The organism is Shewanella youngdeokensis (assembly GCF_033180165.1).
Classification (GTDB): domain Bacteria; phylum Pseudomonadota; class Gammaproteobacteria; order Enterobacterales; family Shewanellaceae; genus Shewanella; species Shewanella youngdeokensis.
In genome coordinates this window covers 3,820,349-3,838,926 of the sequence record NZ_CP136522.1, presented here as the reverse complement: position 1 = coordinate 3,838,926, position 18,578 = coordinate 3,820,349, and the positions used below count along the sequence as shown (strand labels likewise).

Below are 18,578 nucleotides of genomic sequence, written 5' to 3'. Positions count from 1 at the left end.
CGATCCTTTATAGGTTGGTTACTCTTTAGTATCGAACACTAGGGCGTTTATGCCAACGCCCTTTTGTTTTTATTTTCTTCGACTTAGAGTGCGTTTAATACCCCGTTATTATCAAGCTCTAGTGGTAACTGGTCGCTTGAATCAATAATGAGTGTTTCATCTTGGTTATTGCCAACAAGGAGAGGGCCATCACCACTATTACCTAATAAACCGTTGATTATAGCTTCTGAATCAATACCGTATTGTGCGCTAAGGTCAACACCATCTAATACAATATGCTGATCAAACTCACCATTTTGATTTGTATCGACATTGATAACCGTTGAGCCATCTTCGTTGGTGAAATTGATGTACTGACTGAGCTCATCAATGCTATCACCTTGGAGGATATCAGTTAGGTCGAGCTTATCTTGTTCCAAATTGAAATCAGATATGCGGTCTGTATTTTCAGATCCATCTACGGAGTCGCTATTCCAAATGAAAGTATCTACACCTAGTCCTGCGATCATCATGTCGTTGCCTATAGTGCCGATCATCTCAACATTATTTGTCTCGTCATTTTCATCAATGGCGTTAACTGACAGTTGCTTAATGACTGGCTCATTTGCTTGAACTTCTATTTTTACCTCGGGGGCAACAAATGGAGCCACTCCATTAATGATTACGCTAGGATCTTCTTCAATTACTAGGTCAAAATTAATGGTGGAACTGCTTGTGTCTGCATTGCTCGTTTCGGTGGATGTCGCTGTGACAATGACATTGTACGTGCCAGAATCTGCCACTAATACTTGCAAGGTGCTTAAATCCCATCCGTCGAGACTCACAGGGTCAGTACCGATAATGGCAGAGATAGGACCGCCGTTTGTAAGGGTTCCTTTAAGTGTCGAACCCTCCGGTATGCCGCTAAGCGTTACACTTAGCTGTTCGCTGTAATCAGCATCAGTTAGGCTGGTATTTATTTCACTTAATTTAACGAAACTATCTTCGTAGCCATAGTTTTCAACGGCTTTGAAGCTGAGGTTGTCGATTAACGCCCCGCGTGAATCGGCATTTTGTGATTCAAATATGAGTCGGTAAGTGCCAGATGTGTCAATTTGTAAGTTGACAGTCTGGTTAAGTTGCCATTCATTGCTGTCAGGATCAAATGTATAGAGGTCTTCTACGGTACCAATTTCATTGCCATTCTCATTGATTTGCACAATCTTAATAGTCATGCCAGAGCTATCAATTTGTTCGAGCCTTGCTGCGATATCGAACCCTACTTGGTAGAACCTACCGGCCTCACAATCAATATCAACAAATAGGGTTTTATCGCCCGCATCGGCCTCAATTTCTAGAACTTTATTGCTTGATTCACCTGGTAAATAAATACGTTCGTAGCCGACTTCTACATGACCACTATCGTTATTGGTTCCCCAGTCTCCAATGGTGTTTGCACCGCTAATACTGCCGATATCAACGTTGCTATTCCATTCTGCGCCACGTTCAAAGTTGACATCTTCGAAGTCCATAAAGGCTAAGGTTTCAGATTCATTAAGGCTTATTAACGGTGCATCCGCTTTTGCATTTACAGTAATAACTAAATCTGCAGTGGCATTCGTATTGGTGGTGTAAGTTACTGTAGGTACAGTGCCACTCCAATTTTCTGTTGGCGTGAAGGTGTAGTTACCATCGGTATCGAGTGAGAAACTGCCCTCGGACAAATTGATGACAGTGCTACTTGCATCGTACGATTTACCCTCGACAGAGAATAGGGTAACACTTAAGACGTTATCTGGGTCGCTGTCGCCTGTGGCGGCGTCTGTGAGTACGTTACCTGTCGATTGTGAACTGTCTTCATCTACAGTGAGGAAGTCATTTTGAGTAATGGTTGGCTCATTAGTCGGTTCAACTATATTAACGTTTATTGTCAATTGCGCTGTTGACTCGTTGCCGTCGCTATCACGAATTGTGTACTCAAAAGTTTCAGTTGCGTTGTCTGGTATATCAACCGCCGCTTCTGTGACTTGATATGTGTATTGACCATTACTTTCAATGGTTAACTTGCCGTATTCCCCAGTGATTATGGTTGCGCTAGCATCTGTTACTGCTTCAGTTTCGACCTCGACGACAACAATATCGATATCTTCACTCATGACATCGTTTGTTAGTACATTACCCTCTGTTGAAGGTAAGCTGTACTCGTCAGTTTCAACAATTTTAACTACGACATCGTAGCTAGTTGATTGACCTTCCGCAGTACTAATTTCGGTGACAACATTGCCATCGGGTTGCCCAACTTCTCTAAACCCTACGACTTGGACGTTATAATCGTTACCTTGATACTCAAATGTAACGGTTGCTTCGCCGATAGTAATAATGTCTTCTGGGTTCGCCCCATTATTTGGGGTTTCGTTATGAGTAAACGGAATATCTAAGGTGACAGGCGTTTCAACACCTTGAGCATCTTTAACCGTGAAGGTAATTGTCATTACTGCGCTACTGATTGCAGTGTCTGAACCAATGCTGTAATTGTAATGAGTGAATGTACCTAGGGTGATATCTTGATTTAAGGCAATCTTGCCATCTAAAGCTTGATCATTATCAATAAAGCCATAACCGGATTGGTTGCTATTGCCTGAGCTTCCCCAACGAATTTGATCATGTCCAGTATCGTTGTCAACGTCGCCACCGTCATAGTTATTACCATCGTTATTTGCTACGCCATTAAAACCGTCAAATGTAATAACCGATGCTCCGCCTTCTGACGCTGTCCAAACGGCTTCAACTCCGCCAACTAAGAAACTATCGAATACATCAACCGAATTATTGTCATCTTTGGCTTCAGGCACTGTATCGGTTATCTCGATAGTAAACTTTGAAATTGTGCCGTCAGCATTAGTGACACTAAAGCTATCTTGGTCTGATTCGTTATCGCTATGGTCTCTAACAGGCGCGGTATAGATATAGTTACCATTAACTAATGTAACCGAGCCTCCAAGCGCGGTGGTTCCTTCAAATGTTAATCCATTAGGTATTGCTAAAACTGTATCGTTAGTACCTTCAACAGCTTCTCCAAGCGATGTTTCAGTGTTATTACGCACCATAGCATTGTCTTGGCCTGTTGGTGATTGATTACCGAGATCGTCAGTTTGGGTCGCTTTCACGACTAATTCTTGCTCGTTAGCAGGAGTAGTTTCAGTCCAACTAATGACTCCTGTAGTGTCATCGTAACTAAAGCCGGTAACAGGATTATTTTGGCCATCAAGTACAATGAGACTGCCATTTAGCCCTAAACTTAGCGTTAGTGCTGTAACTGTAGGCCCATTGTTAATGGTTAATTGTACTGTGCCATTTGCTGCGAAATCATTACTGTTAATCGTGACTTCGACTTGAACTTCATCGTTGCCAATTTCTGCCTCAGTTAATACTTGGTTGTCATTGCTATCGTCAACAATCACGACTACTGGCGCGTCGGGTGCGGTGGTGTCACCGACGGTGGCGTTATCAGAGCCTGGAGCTGAGGTATTGCCCGCCTTATCGGTTTGAGTCGCTTCCACCTTAATGGTTTCGCCATCAGCAGGCGTGGTTTCAGTCCAGCTTATCGTGCCATTACTGTAGTTGTAGTTGGTTGCAGGGCTGCCGTCATCGAACTGCAGTTGGTCGCCAACCAGGACGAGTTCAACGGTGGAAGTATCATTCCCATTATTGATAGTGAGGTTGACGCTGCCCCCGGCGGCAAAGTCGTCCGCATTAATCGCAACAGTGAGTTGCACGCCGTCCCCGTTGATTTCAGCGTTGGTGAGCTGGGTATCATCAGGATTATTATCATCCACGATAGTCACTGTTGGCGCGTTGGGTGCGGTGGTGTCACCGACGGTGGCGTTATCAGAGCCTGGAGCTGAGGTATTGCCCGCCTTATCGGTTTGAGTCGCTTCCACCTTAATGGTTTCGCCATCAGCAGGCGTGGTTTCAGTCCAGCTTATCGTGCCATTACTGTAGTTGTAGTTGGTTGCAGGGCTGCCGTCATCGAACTGCAGTTGGTCGCCAACTAGGACGAGTTCAACGGTGGAAGTATTATTCCCATTATTGATAGTGAGGTTGACGCTGCCCCCGGCGGCAAAGTCGTCCGCATTAATCGCAACAGTGAGTTGCACGCCGTCCCCGTTGATTTCAGCGTTGGTGAGCTGGGTATCATCAGGATTATTATCATCCACGATAGTCACTGTTGGCGCGTTGGGTGCGGTGGTGTCACCGACGGTGGCGTTATCAGAGCCTGGAGCTGAGGTATTGCCCGCCTTATCGGTTTGAGTCGCTTCCACCTTAATGGTTTCGCCATCAGCAGGCGTGGTTTCAGTCCAGCTTATCGTGCCATTACTGTAGTTGTAGTTGGTTGCAGGGCTGCCGTCATCGAACTGCAGTTGGTCGCCAACCAGGACGAGTTCAACGGTGGAAGTATCATTCCCATTATAGATAGTGAGGTTGACGCTGCCCCCGGCGGCAAAGTCGTCCGCATTAATCGCAACAGTGAGTTGCACGCCGTCCCCGTTGATCTCAGCGTTGGTGAGCTGGGTATCATCAGGATTATTATCATCCACGATAGTCACTGTTGGCGCGTTGGGTGCGGTGGTGTCACCGACGGTGGCGTTATCAGAGCCTGGAGCTGAGGTATTGCCCGCCTCATCGGTTTGAGTCGCTTCCACCTTAATGGTTTCGCCATCAGCAGGCGTGGTTTCAGTCCAGCTTATCGTGCCATTACTGTAGTTGTAGTTGGTTGCAGGGCTGCCGTCATCGAACTGCAGTTGGTCGCCAACCAGGACGAGTTCAACGGTGGAAGTATCATTCCCATTATTGATAGTGAGGTTGACGCTGCCCCCGGCGGCAAAGTCGTCCGCATTAATCGCAACAGTGAGTTGCACGCCGTCCCCGTTGATTTCAGCGTTGGTGAGCTGGGTATCATCAGGATTATTATCATCCACGATAGTCACTGTTGGCGCGTTGGGTGCGGTGGTGTCACCGACGGTGGCGTTATCAGAGCCTGGAGCTGAGGTATTGCCCGCCTTATCGGTTTGAGTCGCTTCCACCTTAATGGTTTCGCCATCAGCAGGCGTGGTTTCAGTCCAGCTTATCGTGCCATTACTGTAGTTGTAGTTGGTTGCAGGGCTGCCGTCATCGAACTGCAGTTGGTCGCCAACCAGGACGAGTTCAACGGTGGAAGTATTATTCCCATTATTGATAGTGAGGTTGACGCTGCCCCCGGCGGCAAAGTCGTCCGCATTAATCGCAACAGTGAGTTGCACGCCGTCCCCGTTGATTTCAGCGTTGGTGAGCTGGGTATCATCAGGATTATTATCATCCACGATAGTCACTGTTGGCGCGTTGGGTGCGGTGGTGTCACCGACGGTGGCGTTATCAGAGCCTGGAGCTGAGGTATTGCCCGCCTTATCGGTTTGAGTCGCTTCCACCTTAATGGTTTCGCCATCAGCAGGCGTGGTTTCAGTCCAGCTTATCGTGCCATTACTGTAGTTGTAGTTGGTTGCAGGGCTGCCGTCATCGAACTGCAGTTGGTCGCCAACCAGGACGAGTTCAACGGTGGAAGTATCATTCCCATTATAGATAGTGAGGTTGACGCTGCCCCCGGCGGCAAAGTCGTCCGCATTAATCGCAACAGTGAGTTGCACGCCGTCCCCGTTGATTTCAGCGTTGGTGAGCTGGGTATCATCAGGATTATTATCATCCACGATAGTCACTGTTGGCGCGTTGGGTGCGGTGGTGTCACCGACGGTGGCGTTATCAGAGCCTGGAGCTGAGGTATTGCCCGCCTTATCGGTTTGAGTCGCTTCCACCTTAATGGTTTCGCCATCAGCAGGCGTGGTTTCAGTCCAGCTTATCGTGCCATTACTGTAGTTGTAGTTGGTTGCAGGGCTGCCGTCATCGAACTGCAGTTGGTCGCCAACCAGGACGAGTTCAACGGTGGAAGTATCATTCCCATTATAGATAGTGAGGTTGACGCTGCCCCCGGCGGCAAAGTCGTCCGCATTAATCGCAACAGTGAGTTGCACGCCGTCCCCGTTGATCTCAGCGTTGGTGAGCTGGGTATCATCAGGATTATTATCATCCACGATAGTCACTGTTGGCGCGTTGGGTGCGGTGGTGTCACCGACGGTGGCGTTATCAGAGCCTGGAGCTGAGGTATTGCCCGCCTTATCGGTTTGAGTCGCTTCCACCTTAATGGTTTCGCCATCAGCAGGCGTGGTTTCAGTCCAGCTTATCGTGCCATTACTGTAGTTGTAGTTGGTTGCAGGGCTGCCGTCATCGAACTGCAGTTGGTCGCCAACTAGGACGAGTTCAACGGTGGAAGTATTATTCCCATTATTGATAGTGAGGTTGACGCTGCCCCCGGCGGCAAAGTCGTCCGCATTAATCGCAACAGTGAGTTGCACGCCGTCCCCGTTGATCTCAGCATTGGTGAGCTGGGTATCATCAGGATTATTATCATCCACGATAGTCACTGTTGGCGCGTTGGGTGCGGTGGTGTCACCGACGGTGGCGTTATCAGAGCCTGGAGCTGAGGTATTGCCCGCCTTATCGGTTTGAGTCGCTTCCACCTTAATGGTTTCGCCATCAGCAGGCGTGGTTTCAGTCCAGCTTATCGTGCCATTACTGTAGTTGTAGTTGGTTGCAGGGCTGCCGTCATCGAACTGCAGTTGGTCGCCAACCAGGACGAGTTCAACGGTGGAAGTATTATTCCCATTATAGATAGTGAGGTTGACGCTGCCCCCGGCGGCAAAGTCGTCCGCATTAATCGCAACAGTGAGTTGCACGCCGTCCCCGTTGATTTCAGCGTTGGTGAGCTGGGTATCATCAGGATTATTATCATCCACGATAGTCACTGTTGGCGCGTTGGGTGCGGTGGTGTCACCGACGGTGGCGTTATCAGAGCCTGGAGCTGAGGTATTGCCCGCCTTATCGGTTTGAGTCGCTTCCACCTTAATGGTTTCGCCATCAGCAGGCGTGGTTTCAGTCCAGCTTATCGTGCCATTACTGTAGTTGTAGTTGGTTGCAGGGCTGCCGTCATCGAACTGCAGTTGGTCGCCAACCAGGACGAGTTCAACGGTGGAAGTATTATTCCCATTATAGATAGTGAGGTTGACGCTGCCCCCGGCGGCAAAGTCGTCCGCATTAATCGCAACAGTGAGTTGCACGCCGTCCCCGTTGATTTCAGCGTTGGTGAGCTGGGTATCATCAGGATTATTATCATCCACGATAGTCACTGTTGGCGCGTTGGGTGCGGTGGTGTCACCGACGGTGGCGTTATCAGAGCCTGGAGCTGAGGTATTGCCCGCCTTATCGGTTTGAGTCGCTTCCACCTTAATGGTTTCGCCATCAGCAGGCGTGGTTTCAGTCCAGCTTATCGTGCCATTACTGTAGTTGTAGTTGGTTGCAGGGCTGCCGTCATCGAACTGCAGTTGGTCGCCAACCAGGACGAGTTCAACGGTGGAAGTATCATTCCCATTATTGATAGTGAGGTTGACGCTGCCCCCGGCGGCAAAGTCGTCCGCATTAATCGCAACAGTGAGTTGCACGCCGTCCCCGTTGATTTCAGCGTTGGTGAGCTGGGTATCATCAGGATTATTATCATCCACGATAGTCACTGTTGGCGCGTTGGGTGCGGTGGTGTCACCGACGGTGGCGTTATCAGAGCCTGGAGCTGAGGTATTGCCCGCCTTATCGGTTTGAGTCGCTTCCACCTTAATGGTTTCGCCATCAGCAGGCGTGGTTTCAGTCCAGCTTATCGTGCCATTACTGTAGTTGTAGTTGGTTGCAGGGCTGCCGTCATCGAACTGCAGTTGGTCGCCAACCAGGACGAGTTCAACGGTGGAAGTATCATTCCCATTATAGATAGTGAGGTTGACGCTGCCCCCGGCGGCAAAGTCGTCCGCATTAATCGCAACAGTGAGTTGCACGCCGTCCCCGTTGATCTCAGCGTTGGTGAGCTGGGTATCATCAGGATTATTATCATCCACGATAGTCACTGTTGGCGCGTTGGGTGCGGTGGTGTCACCGACGGTGGCGTTATCAGAGCCTGGAGCTGAGGTATTGCCCGCCTCATCGGTTTGAGTCGCTTCCACCTTAATGGTTTCGCCATCAGCAGGCGTGGTTTCAGTCCAGCTTATCGTGCCATTACTGTAGTTGTAGTTGGTTGCAGGGCTGCCGTCATCGAACTGCAGTTGGTCGCCAACTAGGACGAGTTCAACGGTGGAAGTATTATTCCCATTATTGATAGTGAGGTTGACGCTGCCCCCGGCGGCAAAGTCGTCCGCATTAATCGCAACAGTGAGTTGCACGCCGTCCCCGTTGATTTCAGCGTTGGTGAGCTGGGTATCATCAGGATTATTATCATCCACGATAGTCACTGTTGGCGCGTTGGGTGCGGTGGTGTCACCGACGGTGGCGTTATCAGAGCCTGGAGCTGAGGTATTGCCCGCCTTATCGGTTTGAGTCGCTTCCACCTTAATGGTTTCGCCATCAGCAGGCGTGGTTTCAGTCCAGCTTATCGTGCCATTACTGTAGTTGTAGTTGGTTGCAGGGCTGCCGTCATCGAACTGCAGTTGGTCGCCAACTAGGACGAGTTCAACGGTGGAAGTATTATTCCCATTATTGATAGTGAGGTTGACGCTGCCCCCGGCGGCAAAGTCGTCCGCATTAATCGCAACAGTGAGTTGCACGCCGTCCCCGTTGATCTCAGCGTTGGTGAGCTGGGTATCATCAGGATTATTATCATCCACGATAGTCACTGTTGGCGCGTTGGGTGCGGTGGTGTCACCGACGGTGGCGTTATCAGAGCCTGGAGCTGAGGTATTGCCCGCCTTATCGGTTTGAGTCGCTTCCACCTTAATGGTTTCGCCATCAGCAGGCGTGGTTTCAGTCCAGCTTATCGTGCCATTACTGTAGTTGTAGTTGGTTGCAGGGCTGCCGTCATCGAACTGCAGTTGGTCGCCAACCAGGACGAGTTCAACGGTGGAAGTATCATTCCCATTATAGATAGTGAGGTTGACGCTGCCCCCGGCGGCAAAGTCGTCCGCATTAATCGCAACAGTGAGTTGCACGCCGTCCCCGTTGATTTCAGCGTTGGTGAGCTGGGTATCATCAGGATTATTATCATCCACGATAGTCACTGTTGGCGCGTTGGGTGCGGTGGTGTCACCGACGGTGGCGTTATCAGAGCCTGGAGCTGAGGTATTGCCCGCCTTATCGGTTTGAGTCGCTTCCACCTTAATGGTTTCGCCATCAGCAGGCGTGGTTTCAGTCCAGCTTATCGTGCCATTACTGTAGTTGTAGTTGGTTGCAGGGCTGCCGTCATCGAACTGCAGTTGGTCGCCAACCAGGACGAGTTCAACGGTGGAAGTATCATTCCCATTATAGATAGTGAGGTTGACGCTGCCCCCGGCGGCAAAGTCGTCCGCATTAATCGCAACAGTGAGTTGCACGCCGTCCCCGTTGATTTCAGCGTTGGTGAGCTGGGTATCATCAGGATTATTATCATCCACGATAGTCACTGTTGGCGCGTTGGGTGCGGTGGTGTCACCGACGGTGGCGTTATCAGAGCCTGGAGCTGAGGTATTGCCCGCCTTATCGGTTTGAGTCGCTTCCACCTTAATGGTTTCGCCATCAGCAGGCGTGGTTTCAGTCCAGCTTATCGTGCCATTACTGTAGTTGTAGTTGGTTGCAGGGCTGCCGTCATCGAACTGCAGTTGGTCGCCAACCAGGACGAGTTCAACGGTGGAAGTATCATTCCCATTATTGATAGTGAGGTTGACGCTGCCCCCGGCGGCAAAGTCGTCCGCATTAATCGCAACAGTGAGTTGCACGCCGTCCCCGTTGATCTCAGCATTGGTGAGCTGGGTATCATCAGGATTATTATCATCCACGATAGTCACTGTTGGCGCGTTGGGTGCGGTGGTGTCACCGACGGTGGCGTTATCAGAGCCTGGAGCTGAGGTATTGCCCGCCTTATCGGTTTGAGTCGCTTCCACCTTAATGGTTTCGCCATCAGCAGGCGTGGTTTCAGTCCAGCTTATCGTGCCATTACTGTAGTTGTAGTTGGTTGCAGGGCTGCCGTCATCGAACTGCAGTTGGTCGCCAACCAGGACGAGTTCAACGGTGGAAGTATTATTCCCATTATAGATAGTGAGGTTGACGCTGCCCCCGGCGGCAAAGTCGTCCGCATTAATCGCAACAGTGAGTTGCACGCCGTCCCCGTTGATTTCAGCGTTGGTGAGCTGGGTATCATCAGGATTATTATCATCCACGATAGTCACTGTTGGCGCGTTGGGTGCGGTGGTGTCACCGACGGTGGCGTTATCAGAGCCTGGAGCTGAGGTATTGCCCGCCTTATCGGTTTGAGTCGCTTCCACCTTAATGGTTTCGCCATCAGCAGGCGTGGTTTCAGTCCAGCTTATCGTGCCATTACTGTAGTTGTAGTTGGTTGCAGGGCTGCCGTCATCGAACTGCAGTTGGTCGCCAACCAGGACGAGTTCAACGGTGGAAGTATCATTCCCATTATTGATAGTGAGGTTGACGCTGCCCCCGGCGGCAAAGTCGTCCGCATTAATCGCAACAGTGAGTTGCACGCCGTCCCCGTTGATCTCAGCATTGGTGAGCTGGGTATCATCAGGATTATTATCATCCACGATAGTCACTGTTGGCGCGTTGGGTGCGGTGGTGTCACCGACGGTGGCGTTATCAGAGCCTGGAGCTGAGGTATTGCCCGCCTTATCGGTTTGAGTCGCTTCCACCTTAATGGTTTCGCCATCAGCAGGCGTGGTTTCAGTCCAGCTTATCGTGCCATTACTGTAGTTGTAGTTGGTTGCAGGGCTGCCGTCATCGAACTGCAGTTGGTCGCCAACCAGGACGAGTTCAACGGTGGAAGTATTATTCCCATTATAGATAGTGAGGTTGACGCTGCCCCCGGCGGCAAAGTCGTCCGCATTAATCGCAACAGTGAGTTGCACGCCGTCCCCGTTGATTTCAGCGTTGGTGAGCTGGGTATCATCAGGATTATTATCATCCACGATAGTCACTGTTGGCGCGTTGGGTGCGGTGGTGTCACCGACGGTGGCGTTATCAGAGCCTGGAGCTGAGGTATTGCCCGCCTTATCGGTTTGAGTCGCTTCCACCTTAATGGTTTCGCCATCAGCAGGCGTGGTTTCAGTCCAGCTTATCGTGCCATTACTGTAGTTGTAGTTGGTTGCAGGGCTGCCGTCATCGAACTGCAGTTGGTCGCCAACCAGGACGAGTTCAACGGTGGAAGTATCATTCCCATTATAGATAGTGAGGTTGACGCTGCCCCCGGCGGCAAAGTCGTCCGCATTAATCGCAACAGTGAGTTGCACGCCGTCCCCGTTGATTTCAGCGTTGGTGAGCTGGGTATCATCAGGATTATTATCATCCACGATAGTCACTGTTGGCGCGTTGGGTGCGGTGGTGTCACCGACGGTGGCGTTATCAGAGCCTGGAGCTGAGGTATTGCCCGCCTTATCGGTTTGAGTCGCTTCCACCTTAATGGTTTCGCCATCAGCAGGCGTGGTTTCAGTCCAGCTTATCGTGCCATTACTGTAGTTGTAGTTGGTTGCAGGGCTGCCGTCATCGAACTGCAGTTGGTCGCCAACCAGGACGAGTTCAACGGTGGAAGTATCATTCCCATTATTGATAGTGAGGTTGACGCTGCCCCCGGCGGCAAAGTCGTCCGCATTAATCGCAACAGTGAGTTGCACGCCGTCCCCGTTGATTTCAGCGTTGGTGAGCTGGGTATCATCAGGATTATTATCATCCACGATAGTCACTGTTGGCGCGTTGGGTGCGGTGGTGTCACCGACGGTGGCGTTATCAGAGCCTGGAGCTGAGGTATTGCCCGCCTTATCGGTTTGAGTCGCTTCCACCTTAATGGTTTCGCCATCAGCAGGCGTGGTTTCAGTCCAGCTTATCGTGCCATTACTGTAGTTGTAGTTGGTTGCAGGGCTGCCGTCATCGAACTGCAGTTGGTCGCCAACCAGGACGAGTTCAACGGTGGAAGTATCATTCCCATTATTGATAGTGAGGTTGACGCTGCCCCCGGCGGCAAAGTCGTCCGCATTAATCGCAACAGTGAGTTGCACGCCGTCCCCGTTGATTTCAGCGTTGGTGAGCTGGGTATCATCAGGATTATTATCATCCACGATAGTCACTGTTGGCGCGTTGGGTGCGGTGGTGTCACCGACGGTGGCGTTATCAGAGCCTGGAGCTGAGGTATTGCCCGCCTTATCGGTTTGAGTCGCTTCCACCTTAATGGTTTCGCCATCAGCAGGCGTGGTTTCAGTCCAGCTTATCGTGCCATTACTGTAGTTGTAGTTGGTTGCAGGGCTGCCGTCATCGAACTGCAGTTGGTCGCCAACCAGGACGAGTTCAACGGTGGAAGTATCATTCCCATTATAGATAGTGAGGTTGACGCTGCCCCCGGCGGCAAAGTCGTCCGCATTAATCGCAACAGTGAGTTGCACGCCGTCCCCGTTGATCTCAGCGTTGGTGAGCTGGGTATCATCAGGATTATTATCATCCACGATAGTCACTGTTGGCGCGTTGGGTGCGGTGGTGTCACCGACGGTGGCGTTATCAGAGCCTGGAGCTGAGGTATTGCCCGCCTTATCGGTTTGAGTCGCTTCCACCTTAATGGTTTCGCCATCAGCAGGCGTGGTTTCAGTCCAGCTTATCGTGCCATTACTGTAGTTGTAGTTGGTTGCAGGGCTGCCGTCATCGAACTGCAGTTGGTCGCCAACCAGGACGAGTTCAACGGTGGAAGTATCATTCCCATTATAGATAGTGAGGTTGACGCTGCCCCCGGCGGCAAAGTCGTCCGCATTAATCGCAACAGTGAGTTGCACGCCGTCCCCGTTGATCTCAGCGTTGGTGAGCTGGGTATCATCAGGATTATTATCATCCACGATAGTCACTGTTGGCGCGTTGGGTGCGGTGGTGTCACCGACGGTGGCGTTATCAGAGCCTGGAGCTGAGGTATTGCCCGCCTTATCGGTTTGAGTCGCTTCCACCTTAATGGTTTCGCCATCAGCAGGCGTGGTTTCAGTCCAGCTTATCGTGCCATTACTGTAGTTGTAGTTGGTTGCAGGGCTGCCGTCATCGAACTGCAGTTGGTCGCCAACCAGGACGAGTTCAACGGTGGAAGTATCATTCCCATTATTGATAGTGAGGTTGACGCTGCCCCCGGCGGCAAAGTCGTCCGCATTAATCGCAACAGTGAGTTGCACGCCGTCCCCGTTGATTTCAGCGTTGGTGAGCTGGGTATCATCAGGATTATTATCATCCACGATAGTCACTGTTGGCGCGTTGGGTGCGGTGGTGTCACCGACGGTGGCGTTATCAGAGCCTGGAGCTGAGGTATTGCCCGCCTTATCGGTTTGAGTCGCTTCCACCTTAATGGTTTCGCCATCAGCAGGCGTGGTTTCAGTCCAGCTTATCGTGCCATTACTGTAGTTGTAGTTGGTTGCAGGGCTGCCGTCATCGAACTGCAGTTGGTCGCCAACCAGGACGAGTTCAACGGTGGAAGTATCATTCCCATTATAGATAGTGAGGTTGACGCTGCCCCCGGCGGCAAAGTCGTCCGCATTAATCGCAACAGTGAGTTGCACGCCGTCCCCGTTGATCTCAGCGTTGGTGAGCTGGGTATCATCAGGATTATTATCATCCACGATAGTCACTGTTGGCGCGTTGGGTGCGGTGGTGTCACCGACGGTGGCGTTATCAGAGCCTGGAGCTGAGGTATTGCCCGCCTTATCGGTTTGAGTCGCTTCCACCTTAATGGTTTCGCCATCAGCAGGCGTGGTTTCAGTCCAGCTTATCGTGCCATTACTGTAGTTGTAGTTGGTTGCAGGGCTGCCGTCATCGAACTGCAGTTGGTCGCCAACCAGGACGAGTTCAACGGTGGAAGTATCATTCCCATTATTGATAGTGAGGTTGACGCTGCCCCCGGCGGCAAAGTCGTCCGCATTAATCGCAACAGTGAGTTGCACGCCGTCCCCGTTGATTTCAGCGTTGGTGAGCTGGGTATCATCAGGATTATTATCATCCACGATAGTCACTGTTGGCGCGTTGGGTGCGGTGGTGTCACCGACGGTGGCGTTATCAGAGCCTGGAGCTGAGGTATTGCCCGCCTTATCGGTTTGAGTCGCTTCCACCTTAATGGTTTCGCCATCAGCAGGCGTGGTTTCAGTCCAGCTTATCGTGCCATTACTGTAGTTGTAGTTGGTTGCAGGGCTGCCGTCATCGAACTGCAGTTGGTCGCCAACCAGGACGAGTTCAACGGTGGAAGTATCATTCCCATTATAGATAGTGAGGTTGACGCTGCCCCCGGCGGCAAAGTCGTCCGCATTAATCGCAACAGTGAGTTGCACGCCGTCCCCGTTGATCTCAGCGTTGGTGAGCTGGGTATCATCAGGATTATTATCATCCACGATAGTCACTGTTGGCGCGTTGGGTGCGGTGGTGTCACCGACGGTGGCGTTATCAGAGCCTGGAGCTGAGGTATTGCCCGCCTTATCGGTTTGAGTCGCTTCCACCTTAATGGTTTCGCCATCAGCAGGCGTGGTTTCAGTCCAGCTTATCGTGCCATTACTGTAGTTGTAGTTGGTTGCAGGGCTGCCGTCATCGAACTGCAGTTGGTCGCCAACCAGGACGAGTTCAACGGTGGAAGTATCATTCCCATTATAGATAGTGAGGTTGACGCTGCCCCCGGCGGCAAAGTCGTCCGCATTAATCGCAACAGTGAGTTGCACGCCGTCCCCGTTGATTTCAGCGTTGGTGAGCTGGGTATCATCAGGATTATTATCATCCACGATAGTCACTGTTGGCGCGTTGGGTGCGGTGGTGTCACCGACGGTGGCGTTATCAGAGCCTGGAGCTGAGGTATTGCCCGCCTTATCGGTTTGAGTCGCTTCCACCTTAATGGTTTCGCCATCAGCAGGCGTGGTTTCAGTCCAGCTTATCGTGCCATTACTGTAGTTGTAGTTGGTTGCAGGGCTGCCGTCATCGAACTGCAGTTGGTCGCCAACCAGGACGAGTTCAACGGTGGAAGTATCATTCCCATTATTGATAGTGAGGTTGACGCTGCCCCCGGCGGCAAAGTCGTCCGCATTAATCGCAACAGTGAGTTGCACGCCGTCCCCGTTGATTTCAGCGTTGGTGAGCTGGGTATCATCAGGATTATTATCATCCACGATAGTCACTGTTGGCGCGTTGGGTGCGGTGGTATCCACCACCACATTTTGCGTGGCTTTATCAGAATTGCCAGCCAAATCGGTGACGGTTGCGGTCACAGGATAAGTGCCATCAGCTAGGGTGGTACCGGTTAAATCAACCGACCAGTTACCGAGTGCGTCGATAACCAAACCGTTTGCAGCGGTGTAATCAGTGCCGTTGATATTAACGACTAGCGTACTGTCATCGCCTAAATCAACCGTACCTTTAAAGACTAAAGTGTTGTCGTTAGTGATAAAGTCAGTGGCTGAGCTGCCGGTGTCATCAGTGATACTGGTGATCGCAACGGTTTGACCATCTTCATCTTCATCAATCTTGGTATCCACCACCACATCTTGGGTGGCTTTATCAGAATTGCCAGCCACATCGGTGACGGTTGCGGTCACAGGATAAGTGCCATCAGCTAGGGTGGTACCGGTTAAATCAACCGACCAGTTACCTTGCGCATCAATCACCAGACCGTTGTCAGTGGTGTAATCAGTGCCGTTGATATTAACGACTAGCGTACTGTCATCGCCTAAATCAACCGTACCTTTAAAGACTAAAGTGTTGTCGTTAGTGATGAAATCGGTAGCTGAGCTGCCGGTGTCATCAGTGATACTGGTGATCGCAACGGTTTGACCATCTTCATCTTCATCAATCTTGGTATCCACCACCACATCTTGGGTGGCTTTATCAGAATTGCCAGCCACATCGGTGACGGTTGCGGTCACAGGATAAGTGCCATCAGCTAGGGTGGTACCGGTTAAATCAACCGACCAGTTACCTTGCGCATCAATCACCAGACCGTTGCTCGTGGTGTAATCAGTGCCGTTGATATTAACGACGAGCGTACTGTCATCGTCTAAATCGACGCTGCCGTTAAACACGAGGGTATTGTCGTTAGTGATAAAGTCAGCGGCTGAGCTGCCGGTGTCATCAGTGATACTGGTGATCGCAACGGTTTGACCATCTTCATCTTCATCAATCTTGGTATCCACCACCACATCTTGGGTGGCAGTGTCGCTATTGCCAGCCAAATCGGTGACGGTTGCGGTCACAGGATAAGTGCCATCAGCTAGGGTGGTACCGGTTAAATCAACCGACCAGTTACCTTGCGCATCAATCACCAGGCCGTTGCTCGTGGTGTAATCAGTGCCGTTGATATTAACGACGAGCGTACTGTCATCGTCTAAATCGACGCTGCCGTTAAACACGAGGGTATTGTCGTTAGTGATAAAGTCAGTGGCTGAGCTGCCGGTGTCATCAGTGATACTGGTGATCGCAACGGTTTGACCATCTTCATCTTCATCAATCTTGGTATCCACCACCACATCTTGGGTGGCAGTGTCGCTATTGCCAGCCAAATCGGTGACGGTTGCGGTCACAGGATAAGTGCCATCAGCTAGGGTGGTACCGGTTAAATCAACCGACCAGTTACCTTGCGCATCAATCACCAGGCCGTTGCTCGTGGTGTAATCAGTGCCGTTGATATTAACGACGAGCGTACTGTCATCGTCTAAATCGACGCTGCCGTTAAACACGAGGCTATTGTCGTTAGTGATAAAGTCAGTGGCTGAGCTGCCGGTGTCATCAGTGATACTGGTGATCGCAACGGTTTGACCATCTTCATCTTCATCAATCTTGGTATCCACCACCACATCTTGGGTGGCAGTGTCGCTATTGCCAGCCACATCGGTGACGGTTGCGGTCACAGGATAAGTGCCATCAGCTAGGGTGGTACCGGTTAAATCAACCGACCAGTTACCTTGCGCATCAATCACCAGGCCGTTGCTCGTGGTGTAATCAGTGCCGTTGATATTAACGACTAGCGTACTGTCATCGTCTAAATCGACGCTGCCGTTAAACACGAGGCTATTGTCGTTAGTGATAAAGTCAGTGGCTGAGCTGCCGGTGTCATCAGTGATACTGGTGATCGCAACGGTTTGACCATCTTCATCTTCATCAATCTTGGTATCCACCACCACATCTTGGGTGGCAGTGTCGCTATTGCCAGCCAAATCGGTGACGGTTGCGGTCACAGGATAAGTGCCATCAGCTAGGGTGGTACCGGTTAAATCAACCGACCAGTTACCTTGCGCATCAATCACCAGGCCGTTGCTCGTGGTGTAATCAGTGCCGTTGATATTAACGACGAGCGTACTGTCATCGTCTAAATCAACCGTACCTTTAAAGACTAAAGTGTTGTCGTTAGTGATGAAATCGGTAGCTGAGCTGCCGGTATCATCAGTGATACTGGTGATCGCAACGGTTTGACCATCTTCATCTTCATCAATCTTGGTATCCACCACCACATCTTGCGTGGCTTTGTCAGAATTGCCAGCCAAATCGGTGACGGTTGCGGTCACAGGATAAGTGCCATCAGCTAGGGTGGTACCGGTTAAATCAACCGACCAGTTACCTTGCGCATCAATCACCAGGCCGTTGCTCGTGGTGTAATCAGTGCCGTTGATATTAACGACGAGCGTACTGTCATCGTCTAAATCGACGCTGCCGTTAAACACGAGGGTATTGTCGTTGGTAATGAAGTCACTACTTGAACTACCTGTGTCTTCAGTGATGCTCGTGAATGCCACTGAATTTGTAACGTTGATATCATCGTTCTGTGTGCTAGCTATGGTGTTTTCTGCGGTGCTAATATTTTGTCCTGCACTATCATAACCCGCTTCGGCTAACGTTTCCGCACCACCACGTGCAATTGAAACTGGCGCAGCACTTCCATTGCTACTAACTTGGGAGCCTGCTGCGGTATCCGGTCCTTCTGTTGGGTCTTCGCCGGCAGCAATAAGAGCTTGAATTTCTTCGATTTCGCTAAGGGTTTCTGAATCAAGTGGAGGTAATACTTCAGCTGTTACAGTCGGTGCGTCACTTGATGAAATGATGCTACCGTCTTCAAAAATAAGTTCTACATAGCTGTTGTCTTCGATAGATAGGTTTGTACCTGCAGGTATTAAATCCCCTTCTAGCACTTGCTTTACATTACCGTCAATATCTGCTGTAACAGTACCCGTTATCTTCTGAATATGGCCTGTTTGCGTTATTGCTATCGATTTCATTCCCCTGCTCCCTGCGCCTACATTTTTGTAGTTATAGTGCCACTATTATCAACCTGTTAATATATAGTTAAGGATCTTATAGAACAGCAATCTTTTAGTCAATTTTTTGACATTGTCATGATGTAGATCATTATGCAAAAGGAGAGGGTAAAATGGTCTTGCTAGGCAAACATATAAAAAAAGCCACTACATGTAGTGGCTTTTTTTTAAGTAAATAAATTGCTAAATAAATTTCGC

1 protein-coding gene is annotated in these 18,578 nt (G+C 50.5%); it reads right to left on the bottom strand.

Annotated elements, in window-relative coordinates:
• Positions 1 to 83 precede the first annotated feature (83 nt).
• Positions 84 to 18,341 carry an Ig-like domain-containing protein gene (locus tag RGE70_RS16440; RefSeq protein WP_310472519.1) on the bottom strand — a complete coding sequence of 6,086 codons (18,258 nt, stop codon included), beginning with the start codon at positions 18,339 to 18,341 and terminating at the stop codon, positions 84 to 86.
• Positions 18,342 to 18,578 lie beyond the last annotated feature (237 nt).

Coding starts and splice junctions, on each gene's coding strand:
- RGE70_RS16440 (WP_310472519.1), bottom strand. CDS start 18,341: ATGAAATCGATAGCAATAACGCAAACAGGCCATATTCAGAAGATAACG.